Below are 14,348 nucleotides of genomic sequence, written 5' to 3' on the forward strand. Positions count from 1 at the left end.
TGCGAGAAAATGGCCGGCGGATCGTACCATTGCGGCCGTGGCAATCGCTCGGCAGCCCAAACCAACTCGAATTTTGTTTTCAACCAAAGGAACTTGGTTGAACCCGGGCGACAGCAATCAGGCGGCCATGCTTTGTTCAGCACGGCCGCGGATCAGGTCCGAGGCCTTTTCGGCGATCATGATGACCGCCGCATTGATGTTGCCGCAAACGAGATCCGGCATCACGGAAGCATCCACCGCGCGAAGGCCGGCAACGCCGCGCACCCGTAGTTGCGGGTCGACCACCGACTCCGCGTCGACACCCATGCGGCAGGTGCCGGCCGGATGATGCACAGTGATCGAGGTGTTGCGAATATGCTCATCGATCTCATCGTCGCTCTGGCATTGTGAGCCCGGAAAGAACTCCGAGGCGATGAACGGCGTCATCGACGGTTGTGCAGCGAGGTTGCGCGCGACGCGGAAGCCGGCGCGAAGCGACTGCCAGTCGTGCGGCGATGACAGGAAATTCTGGTGGATCAGCGGCGCAGCCAACGGGTCGTTCGACGCCAGTTCCACGCTCCCCCTGCTCTTCGGCTGGACGGCGACGATGCGGGTCGCAAAGCCATCGGCGAAGGGCGCCTTGAATGGCGGCATGTAAGGCCATGCGGCAAGCGGCGCAGCCGTGAAAAGCAGCTGAACATCCGGCAACGGCCGGCTTGCATCGCTCTTCAGAAACGCCACGACCCCGCCGGGCACATCTCCCGAAAAGCCCTTTCCGGTAAAATAGGTCTTGACGAAATCCAGCCCGATACGATCGGCCCGCATCATCTTGTGGAACGGCCCCGGCTGCTTGCGCCGATACATCAGAATGACCGAGACATGGTCCTGCAGGTTCTTGCCGACCTGCGGACGGTCTACTTTCGTCTCGATACCATGCGCGGCGAGCTCGCCGCTATCGCCGATCCCCGACAGCATCAGCAACTGCGGCGTGTTGATGACGCCGCCGGCAAGCACGACCTCATGCCGCGCCAGCACCTGGTGGGTCGCGCCGCCCCTGGTATAGGCGATGCCGGTCGCTCGCCCATCCTTCAGCACGATCCGCGTCGCCATCGCGCCGGTCAGCACCTTGACATTGCTGCGGCGCATGACGGGACGCAGATAGGCCGACGCGGTCGAGCAGCGGCGACCGTTTGCGATCGTCATCTGCAGGCGGCCAAAGCCTTCCTGCACCGGGCCATTGTAATCGTCGGTCTGGGGGTATCCGGCATCCCGGCTCGCCGTAGCGAAGGCATCGATCAGTTCGTCCTTGTAGCGGCAGAACTGCGTGTTCAACGGCCCGCTGCCGCCGCGATAGTCGCTCTCGCCCTTTTCCCAGCGCTCCTGCTTCTTGAAATAGGGCAGCACCTTGTCGAATGACCAATCGGTGAGACCGCTGGCCGCCCAGCGATCGTAATCGCCGCGATTGCCGCGCACATAGGCCATGGCGTTGGTGGAGGAGGAGCCGCCGATGACCTTGCCGCGCGCACATTCGACCTTGCGTCCGCCGACATTGGCCTCGGGCTCGCAGAAATACATCCAGTCGTGACGGCGTTCGGTCAGGATCTTACCCCAGCCGAGCGGGATGTGGATCATCGGATCGCGATCCCAGTCGCCAGCTTCCAGGAGCAGCACGGAAACATCAGGATCTTCGCTCAGGCGGTTTGCAAGCACGCAGCCGGCCGACCCGGCTCCGACAATGACATAGTCGAATGTTTCCCCAAACGGCATGCACTGTCCTCAGGAGAAGACGGCCCCGCCGAGATATGAGCCGTCAAAGAAACAACTGCGGTACTCAACCATCGCGCAACTGGTGTTGTCAACCACCGGGCGCAGATGTAGATTGGTTGAGTTGGTTGAGTGCCGTTCTCATCGATTCCGTGTCACAACTTGATATCGGGACGTCGAGTCGACCGCTGCCGATCAGACAGGAGATTTGGTTTTGAGCGCATTCGAGCCGCAGGTCGTATCTTCGGACCTCGACGACATCATCGCAGCGGTCCGCCAGTTGCAGCAGGGCGGCGGCAAGCTTCCTTCCGAGCGTGACCTTGCCGAACATCTCAACGTGAAACGTCATCAGCTTCGCAAGGCGCTCGAGATGCTGCGCCAATCAGGTGATTTGAAACCGACGCGCGCCAGGCGTGCGCCGACCGCCCTGCCCCGATATGGCGAAGAACTTGTCAGGGTAACCAACCCCATCGAGGTTCTGGAGTTGCGCCTGCTCATGGAACCGGGCCTCGCCCGGCTGGCATCGCTGCGCGCCTCCTCGTTCGAGACGGCCCGGATCATCGATGCGGCAACCACGCCGGAGAATGCCTCGTCTGGCGCGGTCGATTTCGCTTTTCATTCCGCCATCGTCGCTGCCGCCCGCAACCATCTTGCCGCCGAATTCTACAAGATGCTGCGCCAGGTCGGGGTCGATGCGCGGGTCAAGGTCGCACGGGCCGCAGCACCCACCTGCCCTAAGCGGATCGCCGAGCGCGACGGCGAACATCGTCTGATCGCCGAAGCGATCTCGAAACGCGACCCCGAAGCAGCCGAAGCGGCCATGCGCGCGCATTTGCTATCCGTGCAAAGACGAATCACGGAACGGTCGAATGCCGGCGCTTTTGCGGCATGAGCGTCTCGCTTTCTAGCCAGACAGCCTGCTCGCGGGAACTTTCAAATTGATGCGTCATTTCGACGTGCTGGTCGTCGGCGCCGGATCTGCCGGCTCGGTGGTGGCTAGCCGGCTAAGCGAGGACAGCGCGTGCCAGGTCGGCCTGATCGAAGCCGGGGTCATGCCGTCCGATCCCGATATCGCCGACCCGTTGAAATGGACGATGCTGCAGGGCCGCGCCTATGACTGGGCTTATCGGACGGTGCCGCAACCCTTTACCGCAAACCGCGTCCACGAATGGCCGCGCGGAAAGATCGTCGGCGGTTCTAGCTGCCTGCATGCCATGGCCTATGTGCGTGGCCATCCCGATGATTTCCAGCCCTGGGCAGTAGCAGGCGGCGAGCGCTGGTCCTTTTCTGGCTTGTTGCCGGGCTTCGTCCGCAGCGAAGCTTTCACCGCGTTCGATGCGCCGTCGCGCGGCCGCTGCGGACCGTTGGACGTCTATCTGCCGGATGCGGAGGTCAGCCCCGTCGTCCGCGCCTATATCGCCGCTGGACAGGCCATGGGGATCCCCGCCCTGACCGACCACAATAGCGGCGAGCTCGCCGGCACGAGCCCTAATTCGCTGAACATCCGCGCCGGCAAGCGCCTGAGCGTCGCCGACGCCTACCTGCCGCCGGAGGTCATGGTGCGACCGAACCTCGCTCTGCTCCCCGCTCACGAGGTCGATCACCTCGTGCTGGAAGGCCAGCGGGCCACGGATGTGGCTGTCGTGTGCGATGGGGGGAGCATGACGATCTCCGCCGACAGGATCGTTCTTTGTGCAGGCGCGGTGTCGTCGCCGCTCATCCTCATGCGATCGGGCATCGGCGATCCGGATACGCTGAAGCGGGCGGGGATTCGCTGTCGTGCCGACCGGCGCGATGTCGGCCGCAATCTGCAGGACCATCTGCTGGCCCTTGGGAACGTCTACATCACGAAAAAGCCGCTGCCCCCGTCGCGCCTGCAGCACTCGGAATCGCTGATGTATCTGCACGGCAGCGACCCGACCCGTTCGACGGGAAGCCCCGATATCGTACTCGCCTGCGTCGTTGCTCCATCGGCCGCAGTGGGCTTGAATGCACCACCCTACGGCTCGGCTTTCACGATACTATGCGGCGTCACCCAGCCGACCAGTCGTGGGCGCATCGCACCGGGCGGGCCGGGCCGAAACGATGCACCGATCATCGATCCGCATTATCTCGAAACCGAACATGACCGGGCCGTTTTCCGGATAGCGCTGAAGACGGCGCGCGCGATTGGCCATCATCGAGCGCTCGACGAGTGGCGCGATGTGGAAGTCCTGCCGGGATCACAGGTGCAGTCGGACGACGAGCTTGATGCTTTCATCGCCAGCGCTGCCTCCACACATCATCATCCTGCCGGCACGTGCAGGATGGGCGGTGATGCCGACGCAGTCGTCGACCCGGATTTGCGGCTGAACGGCTTCGACAACGTCTTCATCGTCGACGCGTCGGTGATGCCGACGATCCCGAGCGGACCCATCAATGCCGCGGTAGTCGCCATAGCGGAAACCTGGGCGTCAGCTCCGCCTAAAGCGCGTCGCGTTTGACCGCCGCATTAGCGCATGATCCCAAAAATCGGATCGGCCGGGCATGGCCCGAATCGGATCGATCCCAAACGGCCTATTCCGCCCAGAGTTCCCGGCGCAGTTCGCGCCAGCTTGCTTCGTCCGGTGCGACAAGAAGGCCACCGCCGACATGCGACGGCCGATAGGTGCTGCCGTCGAAACGCGCGGCGTAACCACCGGCCTCGGCATGGATCAGCACACCGGCCAGATGATCCCACGGCATCAGCTTGTTGTAGACGACGAAGTGGGCGTGGCCGCTCGCCAGCAGGCGGTATTCGTGGGCCGCGCAGCGATAGCCGAATTGCGACAAGCATTTCGTCTGGTTGCGCGCCAGCCGTGACCGTTCCGGCTCGGGCATGTATTGCCAGGAAACCGCGCCGGTCATTTGCGAGATCGGCGCAGGCTCGGCGACATGCACCTTCTCCAAAGTGCCATGCGCATGCCGTATGTGGCTGCCAGCACCGCTGGCGCCGATCAGCCAGTCCTTGCCGATGGGATCGTGAATGATGCCGGCGACGGTCTCGCCCTTCACGACGACGCCGAGCATGACGCCGAACAGCGGCACGCCTGAGGCGAAATTGAAAGTGCCGTCGACGGGATCGATGACGAAGGCGAGATCGGCTTCGCCGAGGCCCTGGAGCAGCGCCGGGTCGTCGGAGCAGGCTTCCTCGCCGACGATCATCGCCTGCGGGTAGCGCTCACGCAGCCTGACGGTGATGAGCCGCTCGGCACTCACATCGGCCTCCGTCACCAGATCGGCTGCCGAGGTCTTCTGGCGGACGTCGCCCTCATCCAGCCGGCGAAAGCGCGGCATGATCTCGGCAATGGCAGCGTCGGACAGAAGCGTGGCGAGCCAGTCGATCGCGGTATCGTCAAATGTCATCGGGAATGTCTTGCCTTGCGGTCAGGGTTTCGTTGAGTGCGGCGAAATCGAACAGCTTTCTGTCGAGCAGATGCGAGGGCCGCACATTGGTCATGGCGTGGATCATCGTGTCCTTGCGGCCGGGCATGCGCTTTTCCAGGTCGTCGAGCATCGCCTTCATCGCATTGCGCTGCAAGCCGTCCTGGCTGCCGCACAAATCGCACGGGATGATCGGGAACTTCATGGCGCCGGCGAATTTTTCGAGATCGGCCTCGGCGCAATAGGCAAGCGGCCGCAGCACCATGACGTCGCCGTCGTCGTTGAGCAGTTTTGGCGGCATGGCGGCGAGGCGCCCGCCATGCAACAGGTTCATGAAAAAGGTTTCGAGAATGTCTTCGCGGTGGTGGCCGAGCACCAAAGCCGAGCAGCCCTCCTCGCGCGCGATGCGGTAGAGATGGCCGCGCCTGAGCCGCGAGCACAGCGAACAATAGGTGCTGCCCTGGGGAAGCTTGTCGGTCACCACCGAATAGGTGTCCTGATATTCGATGCGGTGCGCAATGGCGTATGTGTTGAGATAATCGGGCAGAATGTGCTTTGGAAAGTTCGGCTGGCCCTGGTCGAGATTGCAGGCCAGCAGGTCGACCGGCAGCAGCCCGCGCCATTTGAGGTCGAGCAGCAACGCAAGCAGGCCGTAGGAATCCTTGCCGCCGGACAAGGCGACCAGCCAGCGATCGCCGGGCCTGACCATCGAAAAATCGTCGATCGCCTGACGGGCGAGACGCAGCAGCCGCTTGCGCAGCTTGTTGAATTCGACGGAGGACGGCACATCGGCAAACAGCGGATGAAAGCCGCCTGCGGCGTCAGTGATCGGTTCGATTGTTTCTGGCAGCATGTTCATGGCGCGGCGGCCCCAAAAATCCTTGTTGCTGCCCGGAGTAGCGCATCGGCCCGAAAATCGAAATCGATTTTCGGAGCCCCAAAGAAAAGGCCGCCTCGAGGGCGGCCTTCGATGATGTCGCAGATGAAAAAAATCGATCAGCGCGAATAGAATTCGACGACCAGGTTCGGTTCCATCTGCACGGCGAAGGGAACATCCGACAGCCCGGGGATGCGCCCGAAGGACGCCGTCATCTTGTTATGATCGACCTCGATGTAATCAGGCACGTCGCGCTCAGCCAGGCCTACCGATTCCAGGACGATCACCAGCTGCTTCGACTTTTCGCGCACTTCGATGACATCGCCCGGCTTGCAGCGGTACGAGCCGATGTTGACGCGCTTGCCGTTGACATTGATGTGGCCGTGATTGACGAACTGGCGAGCGGCAAAAATGGTCGGCACGAACTTGGCGCGGTAGACGACCGCGTCGAGACGAGACTCGAGCAGGCCGATCAGGTTCTCCGAGGTGTCGCCCTTGCGGCGGTTCGCCTCTTCATAGACCTTGCGGAACTGCTTTTCCGACACGTCGCCGTAGTGACCCTTCAGCTTCTGCTTGGCACGCAGCTGGAGGCCGAAATCGGAAAGCTTGCCCTTGCGGCGCTGGCCGTGCTGGCCGGGACCGTATTCGCGCTTGTTGACCGGGGATTTTGGGCGACCCCAGATGTTTTCGCCGAGACGACGGTCGATCTTGTATTTCGCGGATTCGCGCTTGCTCATCGCATTCCCTTTCAAAAAGACACACCCGGCACCTCATGGTCCGGGTGAAGGAAACGCGCCCTCCTCTGGCCCCCGTTTTCGAGACCTGACAGGGTTCTCCCACGCAACGCGGCGGAAAACCCACGGGACACGTCATTCTAGACAAGACTCCGGGAGGAATAGAGCGGCTTCCCAAATGTCCTGCGCACATAAAGAAACCACCGGACATTGCGGCCCGGTGTTGGTGGGCTGATTAGACGGAGATTCAACTGGTGTCAAGCTCGCCACTGGCGTCGGTGATGGCAGCCGCAGTTCCCGCGCGCGGACGTGCTGACCGCGGCTATCCAACCATGGGACCGGACCTTGGGTGCGGACCAGCGGCTAGTGTTTCGATTTCTTCTCCGGCAGGCCCTTGCGCTTGGTCTCGGCGAACTCCTCGAGCTGCTTTTCGCTCATCGACTTGTACATTCCCTTCGAAGCGCCTTTCAGCTCGCTCTTCTTGGTCTCGCCACGCTTGGCGGACAATGCCGCGCCGGCGGCTTTCTGCTGGGCTTTTGAAGTGGCTGGCATGATCGTTTCTCCCGTCTTGCGATGCGGGAAAAACGCACCGGTCGGGGTGATGTTCCCAGATATCAGGAAATCGCCAGCCCAAACCCCTGCATCAGGCGGCGAGTCGGGAAATCGACCCGCTTCGAGGTGAAGACAGCGAGGTCGGCGCCTTCCGGCAACGCCTCGCCGCGGTGGCTGGCCTCGGCATGCGCGAGCAGCGAGAGCGCCCGCCGTGCGATCGCCTCGGCGGGATCGAGCCAATCGACCGGCCAGGGTGCCGTCTTGCGCATGCGATTGGCCAGAAAGGGATAGTGGGTGCAGGCAAGCACGACGATGTCGGTCCGCAGTTCGTCATGTTCGATGAAGCACGGCGCGATCTCGGCACGCACCGCCTCTTCATCGACAAAGCCATCGCGCATATAGACTTCGGCCAGTCCCGCCAGACTATCGCTGCCAACCAGGCGGACATGGCATTTCTGTGCCCATTTGCCGATCAGGTCGCGGGTATACTGGCGCTTGACGGTGCCGGGCGTCGCCAGCACCGAAACCAGCCCGGAGCGCGTGCGTTCCGCCGCCGGCTTGATCGCCGGCACCGTGCCGACGAAAGGATGACCGGGAAATCTTTCGCGCAACGCATCGATGACCAGCGTCGAGGCGGTGTTGCAGGCGATGACCGAAATGGCCGGCGAAAAACGATCAAGCAGCTTGCCGAACAGCTCCAGCACATGTGCCCTCAGTGCCGCTTCCTCCCAAGCCCCGTAAGGGAAAGCCGCGTCGTCGGCGACATAGACGAAGCGGCGGTCGGGCATCAGCACCCGCGCTTCGCGCAGCACCGTCAGGCCGCCGATGCCGGAATCGAACATCAGGATCGGGCGGGCGCTTGAAGGATCGGTCATTGCCATCGTCTACAGGAGAAGGCGGAGAAGGCTGCGGGCCCGCGGCGGGAAGATGGTCACAAATCCTGATCCATCATTCTTGGGATGATGGACCACAGCAAATAACATTCGGTTACGGCTAAAGCCCTGTCTCTCAGGCCTGGTCCTTGTCTGCCGCCTTGGCGGCGCGGGCCGCTGCCGGAAGCCGCCTTGGATCATCGCCCGGCGATCCGTCGCCGCGCGGCATGGCCGGCGAAAACCTGTCCAGCGATGATATTATGCCGCGCAGCACCTTGAGTTCCGGCTCGGCGAAGCCGGCGCGCGTCAGCACCGCGCGCAGGTTGTCGACCATTTTCGGCTTCTTCGCCGCCGGGCGGAAATAGCCGCGCGCTTCGAGCGCGCCTTCCAGATTGGCGAACAGGCCGTGCAACTGTTCCTTGGTCGCCGGCATCATGTCGGGACTGGAAAAATTGGTTTTGGTCTCGTCTTCCAGGCCCGACTTCATCCACTCATAGGACATCAGCAAGGCGGCCTGGGCGATGTTGAGCGAGGAGAAGGCGGGATCGACCGGGAAGGTGACGATCTCGTCGGCGAGGCCGACCTCGTCATTGTAGAGCCCGAACCGCTCGCGGCCGAACAGGATGCCGGTGCGCTGTCCGGATCGCTGCCGCGCTCTCAGCGCCCTGCCCGCCTCGACCGGTCCGCGCACCGGTTTGAAATTATCGCGCGCGCGCGCCGTGGTGGCGAAGACGAAGTTCAGGTCGGCGACCGCCGAGGCCAGATCGTCATATACTCCAGCGGCATCGATGACGTGGTCGGCGCGGCTCGCGGCAGCGCGCGCCTTTTCGCTCGGCCAGCCGTCGCGCGGATTGACGAGGCGCAGTTCGGACAGACCGAAATTCGCCATGGCGCGCGCGACCATGCCGATATTCTCGCCGAGCTGCGGCTCGACCAGGATGATCGCCGGGCCGGTGGCAGGAGGGATGTCGTTGCTGGCTTGCATTGTCTCAATGAACTGCTGTTTGCGGCATTTCAGCGTCCCCTGCCATATCCGGCCGCGAAAATGAAGCTTTGGCAGGCAACGCCCGATGCCAGGGGCGAGCCCGCTGGGACGGATCGCCGTTTGCGCGGCCAAAAATGCTTTGATATACGGGCCGCATCCCCGGCCAAAGCCATGCGGGCAAGGCCGTTCCGATCCCCAACAATGAGGCATTCTTTCCATGGCGAAGATCAAGGTGGCGAACCCGGTCGTCGAACTCGACGGCGACGAGATGACCCGCATCATCTGGCAGTTCATCAAGGACAAGCTGATCCACCCCTATCTCGACCTCAAGCTTGAATATTACGACCTCAGCGTTGAGCACCGCGACGCCACCAACGACCAGGTGACCATCGATTCGGCCAATGCCATCAAGAAGCATGGCGTCGGCGTGAAATGCGCGACGATCACCCCCGACGAGCAGCGTGTCGAGGAATTCGGGCTGAAGAAGATGTGGAAGTCGCCGAACGGCACCATCCGCAACATCCTCGGCGGCACCATCTTTCGCGAGCCGATCATCATGAAGAACGTGCCGCGGCTGGTGCCCGGCTGGACCAAGCCGATCATCGTCGGCCGTCATGCTTTCGGCGACCAGTACCGCGCCACCGACTTCCGCTTCCCCGGCAAGGGCAAGCTGACGATCAAGTTCGTCGGCGAGGACGGCAAGGTGATCGAGCATGACGTGTTCGATGCGCCGGCCGCCGGCGTCGCCATGGCCATGTACAATCTCGACGACTCGATCCGCGAATTCGCCCGCGCCTCGCTCAATTACGGCCTGCTGCGCAACTACCCGGTCTACCTCTCGACCAAGAACACCATCCTCAAGGCCTATGACGGCCGCTTCAAGGACATTTTCCAGGAAGTCTACGAGGCAGAGTTCGAAGCCGAGTTCAAAGCCAAGAAGCTCTGGTACGAGCACCGGCTGATCGACGACATGGTCGCCTCCAGCCTGAAATGGTCGGGCGGCTATATCTGGGCCTGCAAGAACTATGATGGCGACGTGCAGTCGGACACCGTGGCGCAAGGTTTTGGGTCGCTCGGCCTAATGACCTCGGTGCTGATGACGCCGGACGGCAAGACGGTGGAGGCGGAGGCGGCGCACGGCACCGTCACCCGTCATTATCGGCAGCACCAGAAGGGCGAGGAAACCTCGACCAATTCGATCGCCTCGATCTTCGCCTGGACGCGCGGCCTGGCGCACCGCGCCAAACTCGACGACAATGCCGAGCTGATGCGTTTTGCCGAGACGCTGGAAAAAGTCTGCATCCAGACCGTCGAAGCCGGCTTCATGACCAAGGATCTGTCGCTGCTGATCGGTCCCGACCAGCCATGGCTTTCGACCACCGGCTTCCTCGACAAGATCGACGAGAATCTGCAGAAGGCGATGGCCTGACCAGCGTTGTGAGCAGGCCCGTCGTCTACGGGGCGGACTACAGCGTCTATGTGCGCATCGTCCGCCTCGCACTCGAGGAAAAAGGCATCGGCTACGAACTCGTGCCGGTCGACATCTTTGCGGCGGACGGCATTCCGGGCTGGTATCTCGACCATCAGCCGTTCGGCCGCATCCCGGCCTTCGAGCATGACGGGTTCCGCCTCCACGAGACCGGCGCGATCGCCCGCTATGTCGACGAAGCGTTCGACGGCCCGGCGTTGCAACCGATCGAAGCCCGGCCTCGCGCACGTATGAACCAGATCATCGGCATGCTCGACGCCTATGCCTATCGAGCCATGGTCTGGGATGTCGCCGTCGAGCGACTGGAGAAAACGGCGCCTGACGAGGCTTTGATCGCCAATGGGCTTCTGCAGGCGGCGACAGTGCTTCGCGCACTCACCTCACTGAAAGCCGCCGGGCCGTGGCTGCTGGGCGAGCAACTGACGCTGGCCGACCTGCATGCAGCACCCATCATCGGCTATTTCGTCAAGGTCACTGAGGGGCAAAACCTGCTGGCGGAGTTTGCCGATATTCGGGACTGGTGGGCTCGCATCGCCGGACGGGAGAGTTTTGCGAAGACCGAAAAGGCTGGGTGACAGCAGGGGCCCGTGCCTGCCCGCTGGTGCGGCGCTCCCCTTCTCCCCCTTGTGGGAGAAGGTGGCCTCGCGAAGCGAGGTCGGATGAGGGGTGTTCCAGCTTGGCACCAACAGCACTCCGGCCAGCACCCCTCATCCGTCTTGGCGCTGCGCGCCAATCCACCTTCTCCCACAAGGGGAGAAGGCAAGACCCGATCAGGCCGCCTCCAGAGCCGCCTTCACCGCAGCGATCGCGTCTTCGGCCCTTGAGGCGTCCGGGCCGCCGGCCTGGGCCATGTCAGGCCGACCGCCGCCGCCCTGCCCGCCCAATGCCGCGGACGCTACGCGCACCAGATCGACAGCGCTGAAGCGGCCGGTCAGGTCGTCGGTGACGCCGACCACGACGCTGGCCTTGTTGTCCTCGCCGGCGCCGACGAAGACGACGACGCCGGAGCCGAGCGACTTCTTGCCGGCATCGGCCAACGGCTTCAAATCCTTCGGCGCGACGCCCGATACCGCCTTGCCGAGGAAGCCGACACCGGCAATGGTCTCGTTCTCGGCAGGCACGCCGGCTGGCGAGCGGTCGCCCAGCGCCAGTTTCTTGCGCGCTTCGGTCAGTTCTTTCTCGAGCTTCTTGCGCTCGTCGAGCAGCGCCTCGACGCGCGCCGGCACGTCGGCCGGCGAAATCTTCAGCGCCGCCGCAGTGGCCTTCAACCGTTTGTCCTGCTCGTCGAGATGCTTTCTGGCCGCCTCTCCGGTCAGCGCCTCGATGCGGCGCACGCCGGCGGCGACTGCGCTGTCCGACACGATGCGCACCAGACCGATATCGCCGGTCGCCCTGACATGGGTGCCGCCGCATAGCTCGACCGAATAGGGCCGGTTGGCCTTGGCGCCATGCAAGCCCGTGCCCATCGAAACGACGCGCACCTCATCGCCATACTTTTCGCCGAACAGCGCCATGGCGCCTTCGGCAATGGCATCGTCGACCGACATCAGCCGCGTGGTGACCGGGCTGTTCTGGACGACGATCTCGTTCGCCATCCGCTCGACCTCTTCGATCTCGTCCGGCGAGATCGGCTTGTTGTGCGAGATGTCGAAGCGCAGACGCTCGGGCGCGACCAGTGAGCCCTTCTGCGCGACATGGGTGCCGAGCACCTCGCGCAGCGCTTCGTGGATCAGATGCGTCGCGGAATGGTTCGCGCGCAGCCTGGAGCGGCGCGCATGGTCGACCTTCAGTTCGACGGTCGCGCCCGTGTCGACCGTGCCGTCGGCCACCTTGCCGAGATGCACGAAAAGCCCGTCGGCCTTCTTCTGCGTATCGGAGATCTCGATTGAGAACCCTTCGCCTGAAATGACGCCGGTATCACCCACCTGGCCGCCGGATTCGCCATAGAACGGCGTCTGGTTGACGACCACGGCAACCGCCTCGCCGTTGGCGGCGCTGTCGACGATCTTGCCGTCCCTGACCAGCGCCTGGATGAGGCCTTCCGCCTGCTCGGTCTCGTAGCCGAGGAACTCAGTGGCGCCATGCTTCTCGCGCACCGGGAACCACACTGTTTCGGTCGCCGCCTCGCCGGAACCAGCCCAGCTCTTGCGCGCCTCGGCCTTCTGCTGCTCCATCGCATTGGTGAAGCCGGCAAGATCGACCGAGATGTTGCGCTGACGCAGCGCGTCTTGCGTCAGATCGAGCGGAAAGCCATAGGTGTCGTAGAGCTTGAAGGCGGTCTCGCCATCCAGCATGTCGCCGGCACCCAGCTTTTCCGTCGCCTCCGAAAGCAGGCCCAAGCCGCGCACCAGCGTCTTGCGGAAACGGGTTTCTTCAAGCTTAAGCGTCTCGGTGATCATCTGTTCGCCGCGCACCAGTTCCGGATAGGCCTGGCCCATCTCGCGCACCAGCGCCGGCACCAACTGCCACATCAGCGGATCACCGGCGCCCAAAAGCTGCGCGTGGCGCATGGCGCGGCGCATGATGCGACGCAGCACGTAGCCGCGGCCCTCATTGGACGGCAGCACGCCGTCGGCGACCAGAAAGCAGGACGAACGCAGATGGTCGGCGATAACGCGGAACGATCCGACGGTGTCGGCATCCGGACCGCGGCCGAGCGCGGATGACGCGGCCTCGATCAGGTGACGGAACAGGTCGGTCTCGAAGACGCTCTCGACCCCTTGCAGAATGGAGGCCATGCGCTCCAGGCCCATGCCGGTGTCGATCGACGGGCGCGGCAGGTCGATGCGCTCATCCTTCGTCACCTGTTCATACTGCATGAACACCAGGTTCCAGAATTCGAGGAAACGGTCGCCATCCTCCTCGGGGCTGCCGGGAGGGCCGCCCCAGATGTGCTCGCCACGGTCGATGAAGATCTCCGAGCACGGACCGCAAGGTCCGGTGTCGCCCATCGCCCAGAAATTGTCCGAGGTCGGAATGCGGATGATGCGATCGTCGGAAAAGCCGGCGATCTTCTTCCAGTAGCCGGCAGCCTCGTCGTCGGTATGATAGACCGTGACCAGCAGCTTGTCCTTCTTCAGCCCGAACTCCCTGGTGATCAGGTTCCAGGCAAGCTCGATGGCGCGCTCCTTGAAATAGTCGCCGAACGAGAAATTACCGAGCATCTCGAAGAAGGTCAGGTGGCGCGCGGTGTAGCCGACATTGTCGAGGTCGTTGTGCTTGCCGCCGGCGCGAACACTCTTCTGAGCCGTCGTGGCACGCGAATAAGGTCGCTTTTCCAGGCCGGTGAAAACGTTCTTGAACTGCACCATGCCGGCATTGGTGAACATCAGTGTCGGGTCATTGCGCGGCACCAGCGGGCTCGACGCGACGACCTCGTGACCCTCCTTGCGGAAATAGTCGAGGAATGTCGACCGGATCTCGTTCACGCCACTCATGAATACTGCCTTTTAGCTTTTAGAGAGAGCCGCCGGCGCGGCCGACGGCAAATGGACATGGCCTTTTAGCCGCCGCGTTGCACCCTGTCCAGAAACACGGAATTGGGCCAATTTGCGGGGCCTGCCGGTCATCTCGTTGCCGGCTTGCCGGTCATCTCGGCGCCACCGCTGAAACGCAAACCGCCGGCGCTAGGCCGGCGGTTCGAACGCAACAATACAGGACTCGATTACACAGGCTGGAGCTGATGCGCGGGAAT

At 63.1% G+C, this 14,348-nt stretch carries 12 protein-coding genes; 4 read left to right on the forward strand and 8 right to left on the reverse strand.

What is annotated here, in order from left to right; translation table 11 throughout:
- Positions 1–117 precede the first annotated feature (117 nt).
- Positions 118–1,746 carry a GMC family oxidoreductase gene (locus AC0L17_RS14130; RefSeq protein WP_473516275.1) on the reverse strand — a complete coding sequence of 543 codons (1,629 nt, stop codon included), beginning with the start codon at positions 1,744–1,746 and terminating at the stop codon, positions 118–120.
- Between the two features lie 211 nt (positions 1,747–1,957).
- Here AC0L17_RS14130 and AC0L17_RS14135 point away from each other — a divergent pair, with 211 nt between their 5' ends.
- A complete protein-coding gene (locus AC0L17_RS14135) occupies positions 1,958–2,635 on the forward strand; it encodes a FadR/GntR family transcriptional regulator (RefSeq protein WP_473516276.1) in 678 nt (225 codons plus the stop codon).
- A gap of 46 nt (positions 2,636–2,681) precedes the next feature.
- Positions 2,682–4,226 (forward strand): GMC family oxidoreductase, encoded by a 1,545-nt coding sequence (locus tag AC0L17_RS14140; protein ID WP_473516277.1) that lies wholly within the window; start codon positions 2,682–2,684, stop codon positions 4,224–4,226.
- 73 nt (positions 4,227–4,299) lie between these two features.
- On the opposite strand, the gene AC0L17_RS14145 is transcribed toward AC0L17_RS14140, so the two are convergent.
- From AC0L17_RS14145 to AC0L17_RS14170, 6 genes are all read right to left on the reverse strand, one after another.
- A complete protein-coding gene (locus tag AC0L17_RS14145) occupies positions 4,300–5,127 on the reverse strand; it encodes an inositol monophosphatase family protein (RefSeq protein ID WP_287138000.1) in 828 nt (275 codons plus the stop codon).
- Entirely contained in the window at positions 5,117–6,004 is an 888-nt protein-coding gene (ttcA, locus tag AC0L17_RS14150; protein ID WP_287057627.1) for a tRNA 2-thiocytidine(32) synthetase TtcA, read from the reverse strand. The genes AC0L17_RS14145 and ttcA overlap by 11 nt, the downstream gene beginning before the upstream one ends.
- Positions 6,005–6,141: 137 nt before the next feature.
- Complete coding sequence (gene rpsD / locus AC0L17_RS14155) at positions 6,142–6,759, reverse strand: 30S ribosomal protein S4 (RefSeq protein ID WP_023798277.1); 618 nt, start codon at positions 6,757–6,759, stop codon at positions 6,142–6,144.
- 360 nt (positions 6,760–7,119) lie between these two features.
- Entirely contained in the window at positions 7,120–7,308 is a 189-nt protein-coding gene (locus AC0L17_RS14160; RefSeq protein WP_023717374.1) for a DUF3008 family protein, read from the reverse strand.
- Positions 7,309–7,370: 62 nt separating this feature from the next.
- Positions 7,371–8,183, reverse strand: a complete 813-nt coding sequence (murI, locus tag AC0L17_RS14165; protein WP_091591408.1) for a glutamate racemase — start codon at positions 8,181–8,183, stop codon at positions 7,371–7,373.
- Positions 8,184–8,316: 133 nt separating this feature from the next.
- Positions 8,317–9,165, reverse strand: coding sequence for an RNA methyltransferase (locus tag AC0L17_RS14170; RefSeq protein ID WP_473516278.1), 849 nt, complete (start codon positions 9,163–9,165; stop codon positions 8,317–8,319).
- A 217-nt stretch (positions 9,166–9,382) separates the two neighbouring features.
- Here AC0L17_RS14170 and AC0L17_RS14175 point away from each other — a divergent pair, with 217 nt between their 5' ends.
- Both AC0L17_RS14175 and AC0L17_RS14180 read left to right on the forward strand, forming a co-directional pair.
- The gene (locus tag AC0L17_RS14175; protein ID WP_023798280.1) at positions 9,383–10,594 is read left to right on the forward strand and encodes an NADP-dependent isocitrate dehydrogenase; all 1,212 of its coding nucleotides are present in this window, start codon (positions 9,383–9,385) and stop codon (positions 10,592–10,594) included.
- An 8-nt stretch (positions 10,595–10,602) separates the two neighbouring features.
- On the forward strand, positions 10,603–11,229 hold the full coding sequence (locus tag AC0L17_RS14180; protein WP_473516279.1) for a glutathione S-transferase family protein: 627 nt from the start codon (positions 10,603–10,605) through the stop codon (positions 11,227–11,229).
- Between the two features lie 195 nt (positions 11,230–11,424).
- On the opposite strand, the gene alaS is transcribed toward AC0L17_RS14180, so the two are convergent.
- Positions 11,425–14,091 (reverse strand): alanine--tRNA ligase, encoded by a 2,667-nt coding sequence (gene alaS / locus AC0L17_RS14185; RefSeq protein ID WP_473516280.1) that lies wholly within the window; start codon positions 14,089–14,091, stop codon positions 11,425–11,427.
- Positions 14,092–14,348 lie beyond the last annotated feature (257 nt).

This window comes from Mesorhizobium sp. WSM4829, from assembly GCF_055811475.1.

What these genes read in the sequence shown, in the direction of transcription:
- AC0L17_RS14130 (WP_473516275.1), bottom strand. Translation starts at nt 1,746, where the DNA reads ATGCCGTTTGGGGAAACATTCGACTATGTCATTGTCGGAGCCGGGTCG.
- alaS (WP_473516280.1), bottom strand. Translation starts at nt 14,091, where the DNA reads ATGAGTGGCGTGAACGAGATCCGGTCGACATTCCTCGACTATTTCCGC.
- AC0L17_RS14160 (WP_023717374.1), bottom strand. Translation starts at nt 7,308, where the DNA reads ATGCCAGCCACTTCAAAAGCCCAGCAGAAAGCCGCCGGCGCGGCATTG.
- rpsD (WP_023798277.1), bottom strand. Translation starts at nt 6,759, where the DNA reads ATGAGCAAGCGCGAATCCGCGAAATACAAGATCGACCGTCGTCTCGGC.
- AC0L17_RS14145 (WP_287138000.1), bottom strand. Translation starts at nt 5,127, where the DNA reads ATGACATTTGACGATACCGCGATCGACTGGCTCGCCACGCTTCTGTCC.
- murI (WP_091591408.1), bottom strand. Translation starts at nt 8,183, where the DNA reads ATGACCGATCCTTCAAGCGCCCGCCCGATCCTGATGTTCGATTCCGGC.
- AC0L17_RS14170 (WP_473516278.1), bottom strand. Translation starts at nt 9,165, where the DNA reads ATGCAAGCCAGCAACGACATCCCTCCTGCCACCGGCCCGGCGATCATC.
- AC0L17_RS14175 (WP_023798280.1), top strand. Translation starts at nt 9,383, where the DNA reads ATGGCGAAGATCAAGGTGGCGAACCCGGTCGTCGAACTCGACGGCGAC.
- ttcA (WP_287057627.1), bottom strand. Translation starts at nt 6,004, where the DNA reads ATGAACATGCTGCCAGAAACAATCGAACCGATCACTGACGCCGCAGGC.